Source organism: Streptomyces sp. NPDC002403, assembly GCF_053593015.1.
Genome location: NZ_JBSFBQ010000115.1, coordinates 1 through 7,418, shown reverse-complemented (window position 1 = coordinate 7,418; position 7,418 = coordinate 1). Strand labels below are relative to the sequence as shown.

Here is a 7,418-nt window from a genome sequence, read left to right as displayed (position 1 = left end):
CGGGCAGCCCGTTCGTGGTCCCAGGTCGGTGACACGGGCTCGATGATCCCCTCGATGATCTGGACGCGGTCCCCGCGGATGTGCTGAACGGCGTATTTGAGGGCGCGCTCGGAGTCGATGCCGTGGCCGTAGTCGGGCGCGCTCGTCATCCTGGTAGCTCCTTCCGTCCAGCTCTGTCCCGATGGCTTAGGGTATCGGCCACACACTCGTCGGCCACCACGCATGGTGGTGGCCGCAAGGTTCAGCGGGCCGGCGCCGAACAAACTGCACACCAGTGTCTTGCTGAATCACTTCTTGAAGCTGTAAACCTTCTCGGCGAGATCGATCCGCAGCTCAGGAAGCCGGGTGGGGCTGAGGTCAGTTGGCAAGACGATCTCCTAAGGATTCCCTGAATGTCCCACCTGCCAGACCAGTCAAGCACTGGCTGGCCTGGCAGACGATGAAACGTCGGAACGGCGGGTTGCTGCAGTACACGTCGACCCGCTCGGGGTGCCGTACTGGGCGGCGAACGGAGAGCGGCCCGACCTGGTCGTCGCTACCGACACCGGCCGGGTTGCCCTGGCATAGGACGTCAGCTGCCGCGCGTGATGTGTACGCCTTGCTCGTTAAAGTGGTCCCAGTCGGGAGCCAGGTAGAACCGGGTAGGGGACGTGCTGGTTCTCACGCTGGCTGGTGTTCCTCGTGGCAGACCTTGCAGGAGGGGCGCTGCTGAAGGTCGCGCATGTTCGTTGCGGCACCGCAGTACCGGCAGGGAAGCCGGACCGCGTCCCAGTGCTTCCGGTCGCTCCAGTCGACGGCCCGCTGAGGCGGGACCAGGGGAACCTGGGGCTGGCACGCCTGTCCGCCTGCGGCTGCTTCCTGGGTTCGGGTTTCCAGAATGATCGTGCGGCTTTCACGCTTCTGCCTCGGTTCGGCCCGCACCTCAGAAGCCGGGCGGTCCTCAGTGCACTTGTCGCGCCGATCCCCCTGCCGTACCGATGTCTCGCGTTCCTTGTCGTCCCGGTCCGGGCCGTTCGCCTCGAGGTACCGCTGCCACTGCTGCGCGGGAAGCCACCCGTGGCGGCCGCCCCGCTGGAATGGGATCCGCTCGCCGGCCGCAGCTTCCACGATGAACTGGGTGAGGGTCAGGGCGCCGTCGCCATCGAAGGCACTCGACTGATGAGCAGGGACGAGGATTCGGTGCCAGCCCCCGCAGTACCCAGTGGCGGTGGGATTTTCCGGGTCGTAGGGCTTCTCCGGGCAACGGTCGAGCGCTCCGCTCTGACTGCAGTGGCCCTCCTCCAGGACGAAGTTGCCGTCCCGGATTGCGATGGGGTTCTTCTGCACGCGGATGACAGAGGCCGGCAGGTTGGGCGTGCGGACGTAAGGGACAGTGCCGATTCCTGTGTGATCCGGGTCGGCGAAGTCCCAGACGGACTGGATGCCGCCGCGGCGCCGGAACCCTTCTCGCGCACGCATTCCGCGAGCGGTCTGGGCGCTCAGTTGCGGCTCGTACCCGAGGACGATGCCGTTGGCCCCGTTGATGCGCACATCGAGGCGCGCGTGCCCGTCGGCGGCCGGCGACTCGATGTCGGCCGGGAAGCCGTGGTCCTCGGAGTCTTTCGCGACGCGTTCCTTGCGGGCGAGATGCTCGTCGGACTCGTGGCTGATGGGCTTGTCCCCGGGTTTGCGGTAATGGGAGGCAAGCCACACGCCATCACGTTGGACGAGATACATGGGGACGCGCCGGTGCCGGATGTCGCGGCAGTCGGGGCAGATGAGTCCGCGCTGCTCGACAGGGACGCGTTTTCGCATACGCAGGAGCTTCTTCAGAAGGTCTTCGCCCTGCGGGACGCCGAGGTCGGCCCGTTCCAGGTCGAGGCCGCAGTCATCCGGTTCGTAGTGAACAGGGTTCCGGAAGAGTTCTTCGTCGCTGTCACGCTCGAGATCGCCGTCCACTGAGGTACTCCCCGCAGCCGCCACGAGTAGGACAAACAACGTTACGGGGCATGTCTGACAACGGGGGGTGAACTGCGGAAATGGGATACACGCGACGACGCCCCCCCCAGCGCGAGGCCCAGCGGATTCTCGACCTTGACGACGATGCGAGCGTGGACGTGGTACGTCCGGATACCGTTCGCCCATGACCGCAGACACTCATGAGGCAGTGCTCGGCGCGTTCGGTTCCATCCGTCGGCAGCAGCAAGAAGCCGAACGGGAGACGGCGCGGCAGATCAGGGAGTACGTCACGGCTGGGGCGGGCGCTGGTGTTCCCGCGTCCGCGGTACATCGGTTGACCGGCATCCGGAGAGACACGGTTGACCGCTGGCGCGTGGAGCACCACGCCGAGCCTCATGTACCGAGGGCCCGCGCGTAGGCTTCCGCCCCTATCCCGAAGCCTGAAACGGCAGGCAAGGCTGCCGGAAGCGTGGCGGCGACTGTTGTCCCGGCCTCGGTATCTGTTCCCGGTGCAGCCGACAGAATTCTGGGCACTGTGACCGCCGCCGGCCGTCCCATGCGCCAGAAGGACATCGTCGAGGCGGTCGGGCTGAACAAGGGCACGGTGTCGAAGGCGCCTCCTGGCACCTACGAAGCTCTGCCTCCTGCGCCCTCTGGTTCTCAAGGATTCGCTCGTATGTCTCCGGGTGATTCGGCACGGCCCGTTCAGGACAAGGTTCCACCGGCACGACGCGCTTTTGGGTCGTGGAAGTTCCGCAGCGGTTCTTCTCGTTGCCGGGGCCGTGGTGAGGGCAGGGCTCGAAGCGCGTATCGACCCTGCACGGCCGGCCGGTGGTCGCGCCGATATGCCGACAGGTGTCCGGCCGGAGCGCGGCTTCGCCTTCCCCCACCATCTACGCGGCAATGGTTGGCCAGGTATCGGATTTGATCTGGCTGCGCCACCATTCCACGGTGCCGTGCAGTGATACCCATCCTGCGCTGTCCGTCTGGAACCTGGGGGCAGGAGGCTCCTGGGCTGCATTCTCCGCGCCACGTACGTCATCCACCTGGAACTCCTACAGTCCTGCTATTGGGGAGGCCGCTTCGGTATCAGCTCCCGGCATTTGCCGTAAATGGTGGGAGCAGGGTGTCAGGCTTCCTCTCCAGCTCGGCGATCGTCTCGTCCTCGCCGTCGATCGCCCGCAGCGTGTGCGGCATCGCGCGGGCCGCATCCGCGATGATGAACGCGTCCTTCGCGTCCGTCTTCGCCTCGCCCGGGTAGAGATCGGCGATCCGCCGCATCGTCAGCCCCGGAAGGTAGGCCACGGGGCAGCCCATGTCCCGGGCCACGGCCAGCGGCAGGGCACCGATCGAGGCCGGCTGGTCGACGACGACCAGCACCGTTCCGTGCTTGGCCTGGAGTTTCGCGAACAGTTCGCGGAGCTTGGGTTCGGTGTTGGGCAGCCGCTTGTCGAAGGCCTTCTTGCCCGCCGGGGTGACGGCGGTGGCGTGGTGTTCGCTCTTGCCGACGTCCAGGCCGAGGAAGACGTCGATGTCGCCGATGTCGATCACGTGCAGGCCCCTCCATCACGCTTTCGTCCGGCCTTGCCTCGGCATCGAGCTGCCACACCCACGTTACGGAGAGCTCTTCCGGCCCGGGTAAGCCGGTACTCAAGCCCCTCATCAGCGGTCCGTCGATGCCTCCGGGCCCGGTGACACCACCCCCCGGATCATCAACCGCAACAAAGGGGGAAGTCATGCCGGACCCGAAGGCCGGTAGCCCCATTGCGGAGCCACAAAGACGGTAACGGGGGGGGACGGTCCCGGGGCGCGGCTACGCCGGAGACAAGGTGGCATGTCAGCCGAGCCGCCAGCATGCCTTCTGCTTCGATCCCTTGAACTGCGTACACAGCAGCGTCCCTTTGGGAAGCTGCGGCCCGTCGGCCCGTTCGCCATGCCCCCACAGAGTTTCGACCGCGACTCCAGGAGCTCTGCCGTTGTCACCGGCCCAGCTGGCCCTCTTCCAACCGCTGGACTTCGTGCTGCCCCCAGGCTTCTGGTACGACCACCGGGCCCAGTAGGCCCGGCCCTTCACACCCGACACCTTGTGGGCAATGATTAGCGGAACCCTGCGGGGTGAGGTCTTGGTGTACCCGACGACGATGCAGTAGTCCCTGCTCTGGGTGCACCGGTGAGTCCTGATGACATCGCCGCTTCTGGCAGCCTGCGCGTTCGCCGACACCGAGGCGAGCAGCACTGCTCCAACAGCCACACACATGATCATTCGCATGCCAAGGTCAACGGCCCCGCCCCGCGAAGGTGCGGTCAGTACACCATGTCATCACCCATACGAGGCGCTGCCGAAGGCGGCGCTTTACAGCAGGGTCAAAGACGGATCCCGGAAAGACGCGACAGTCGCTCCAGTTCCGGGTTGGCGCGGCCGTGCAGGGAGACCAGGGCGCGCAGCACCTCACGGCCCATGGGATGGATAGGGGCCCGTCGAGCTCACAGGACAGGTTCTCCAGTGCTCCGTAATGCAGAAGTCGACGCAGGGACGAGGTACTCCGCCTGCGGCCAGCCGGATGCCCGGTCAGTCCCCCTGTTGGGTCGTTGCGCCGTGGCCGTACGGACGAGAGGTGGCGTCGTCTGCTGCGGACGGTTGCCAACCGAGCACGCCTCGGGCACGCATATCGGCGAGGGTGTCGGCGTTGGGCCGATACAGCGTGCCCACGTCGAGATCGGCGTCCGTCGCGTGGACGCGGAGGGCTGCCGGTCCAGGATGGTCGTCTCCCACGCCGCGGTCGCAGGGGTTGTGTGCAGTGGGGCCAGGTCCCAAGGGCTGGCGGCGGGTCGTCATTCCGGGATCGTACGTGCGACCGGCCAGACCGGAATCCGAAGAGGTAGCTGGGTGGGTACTTGGGTCAAGTGAGCATGCCGCGGAGTACGTCGAGGTGTTGGAGGTCCAGGACGGTTTCGGTGGCTCCGGCTCTGCTGAGGTCGTCTCAGGTTGATTTGCCGGTGGCGACGCCCAGGACCTGCTCCGTTCTTTGCGCCGCGCGCGGAGGACGTGTGCTTGACCGCCTTGCGGTACTTCCCTGGCCCCGGTACAGCGGCTGTCGCCCCCTTCGTGCCGGTGGCCCGGGGGCACCGGCACGAAGGGGAGCTGCTGTGGTTTCAGCTCAGGCGGTAGTTGAGGAGTGCGAGGCCGGCGGCGGCGCGGTGCTGGTAGGCGCGCAGTCCGGGGGCTCCGGGGGGTGCGGGTTTACGGGCGTTGCGGTGCCAGTGACCGGTGAGTGCGGTGAGGAACGCGGTGGTGGTGTGGGGGTTGGTGGCGGTGGCGGGGTGGTCGCGCAGGAGGCGGGCGATGTCTGCGGGCGTGTGTCCGGCGAGGACGAGTTGCGGGGCGAGGGAAGCGGCGTCGATGCAGGCCGGGCCGGTGGTGGCGTGTGCCCAGTCCACGAAGGTCACGCCGAGGTGGTGGTCGCGGACCATGTTGTCGGCCCGCAGGTCTCCGTGGACGATGCGGTTGCCGTGGGCGAGGGCGGGCCAGGCGGCTTCCTGTTCGGCGAGCTGCGGCAGGCGGTCACGGGCGGCGGGGGAGAGGTCTGCCGGCGGATCGCGGAGAAGTTCGTCCCAGCCGTGCAGGGCCGCCGTGGTGGACGGTGTGGTGCTGACCGCCGCGGCGTACGGTGCCGGGGCGGGGCTGGAGGTGAGCTTGTCCAGCAGTGCCCATGTCTGCCCGGCGTCGTCGGAGGCGGGGGAGAGATCGGGGTGCGGGCCGTCGAGGTGGGCGATGACGACGGCTGTCCATCCGGCGGCGTGGTGGATGCCCAGCAGTTTCGGGGCCGGTGCGCCGTCAGGCAGTGTGTCCAGGACGGCGGCTTCGTGGACGTTGGCGGCGGTGAGCGGGTCAGTATCGGGGGCTGCCTTGACGAAGGCCCGTCGCCCGTCGGCCAGACGCAGGGCGGCGGCCAGCTGGTGGCCGAAGCCGCCGCCGGGGGTGACGGTATCGGTGACGGGTGCGCCGAGGGCCTCTTCGAGGCGGGCGCGCAGCGCTGTGGGGACGTCGGTCTATTGCAGACGGCCGCTGGTGGGCGGTACAGGCATCGGGGCAGCTCTCAGAGGTCCAGGGGGTGGCGACGGGGTGACGGGGGTGCGCGCCGGGCCGGACCGGGGTCGGGGCTGAGGGGGCGGGGGTCCGCGTTCTCAGTGCTCCGGCTCGGCGCCGGCCGCTCGTCGCGGCATCACGCGCATTCGCCTGTGTCCTCTGGGTGCAGGAGTGTGGAAGGGGCGCCCGTGGGGCGCCCCTTCACTGTAGTGCGGCGGGTGGGTCACGCGCTGTGGATTCGGGGCAGGTGGTTGAGCAGGGACGGTCCGATGCTGGCTGGTTCTGGCAGGAGGTGGCTGGCCCCGGCGGCGCGCAGGGCGGCGGGAGGGTGCCAGCCCCAGGCCATGTCGGTGGGGCTGTCCCCTACGAACACCGCACGCTGCGAGGGGACGTCGAGGCGGATCAGGGCGAGATGCAGCCCGTCGGGGGCCGGTTTGGGCGGCGCGTCCTGTCGTGTGACGACGACCTCCAGCATGTCGGTTAGGGCTGGTGGCAGCATCCACCGCAGTCGGTCGGGGTCCTGGACCGTGACGACGCCGACGGCGGTGCCCTGCGCGCGCAGGGCCAGCAGCCCGGTGAGAATCCCGGGGAACGGTTCGACGGGGAGGGTTGACGCCGCGCCGTCCCACCACCGGTCGCAGGCGTCGTCGGGATCGGCGACGTCCAGGAGCGCCAGGACCTCGCAGCGGGGGCGGCGCAGGGCAGCGGGCGAAAGGTCATCCGGCGTCACCCGGCGGCCGAGAGCGCAGGTGGCAACCGCCGCGAGGGTGGAGCGCACTGCGGCGGCAGGAGCACCCCGTCCAGGTCGAACAGCGCCGCTTCGCGGGGCGCGGTCACCGGGCACCGTCCGGGTCTTGGACCAGGGCGCGCAGGACCATGTGGTGGCCGGCGAGCAGGGTGGCAGCACCCGCATCCCGGTCCAGGATGCACACGGCCGTGCCGACACGTGCGCCGCCCATGCGCAGCAGGCGGGCACTGCGCAGGAGGCTTGTGCCGCTACAACCTCGGCGAGACCCACCAGCTCATCGGCAGCTCCGCCCTCAACCTGGGCAACCCCAAACAGGCCCTCGCCCACTTCCTGGAGGCCTCCACCGTCCACACCGACCAGGAGGCATACAACGGCGACGCCTTCCCCCGCGGCCACGCGATCTACCTCGCCCAGCTCGCCGAAGCCCACCTCGGTCTCGGAGACGTCGATGCCGCCGTGGCCACCGCCCACGACGCCGTCGACCAGATGGGAGGCGTCACCTCCGCCCGCGGCACCCACACCCTGGAAGACCTGCGAAAGAAACTCGCCCGCCGCCGCGGGATCCCCGCCGTCGCCGAATTCCTCGACTACACCAACACCGAATGATCACCCAGCGCTCCTTCAAGACCTGCGAGCTCGGCGCAG

5 protein-coding genes and 2 pseudogenes are annotated in these 7,418 nt (G+C 68.5%); 1 reads left to right on the top strand and 6 read right to left on the bottom strand.

Translation table 11 applies throughout. The annotated features are described in order from the left end of the window. From ACWCPY_RS42545 to ACWCPY_RS42520, 6 genes and pseudogenes are all read right to left on the bottom strand, one after another. Positions 1-149 (bottom strand): annotated as a pseudogene (locus tag ACWCPY_RS42545) (Uma2 family endonuclease); the annotation flags it as partial. Between the two features lie 511 nt (positions 150-660). Then, positions 661-1,938: a hypothetical protein gene (locus ACWCPY_RS42540; RefSeq protein WP_451274474.1), complete on the bottom strand. Its 1,278-nt coding sequence runs from the start codon at positions 1,936-1,938 to the stop codon at positions 661-663. A gap of 1,143 nt (positions 1,939-3,081) precedes the next feature. After that, a pseudogene (locus ACWCPY_RS42535) lies at positions 3,082-3,489 on the bottom strand (IS110 family transposase); the annotation flags it as partial. A gap of 1,602 nt (positions 3,490-5,091) precedes the next feature. Beyond that, positions 5,092-5,874, bottom strand: coding sequence for a phosphotransferase family protein (locus ACWCPY_RS42530; RefSeq protein WP_451274476.1), 783 nt, complete (start codon positions 5,872-5,874; stop codon positions 5,092-5,094). A 374-nt stretch (positions 5,875-6,248) separates the two neighbouring features. Then, complete coding sequence (locus ACWCPY_RS42525) at positions 6,249-6,803, bottom strand: HAD family hydrolase (RefSeq protein ID WP_451274472.1); 555 nt, start codon at positions 6,801-6,803, stop codon at positions 6,249-6,251. A 55-nt stretch (positions 6,804-6,858) separates the two neighbouring features. Beyond that, positions 6,859-6,984 (bottom strand): hypothetical protein, encoded by a 126-nt coding sequence (locus ACWCPY_RS42520; RefSeq protein ID WP_451274470.1) that lies wholly within the window; start codon positions 6,982-6,984, stop codon positions 6,859-6,861. Positions 6,985-7,013: 29 nt separating this feature from the next. Here ACWCPY_RS42520 and ACWCPY_RS42515 point away from each other — a divergent pair, with 29 nt between their 5' ends. Then, entirely contained in the window at positions 7,014-7,379 is a 366-nt protein-coding gene (locus tag ACWCPY_RS42515; RefSeq protein WP_451274468.1) for a hypothetical protein, read from the top strand. The last annotated feature ends 39 nt before the right edge of the window (positions 7,380-7,418 follow it).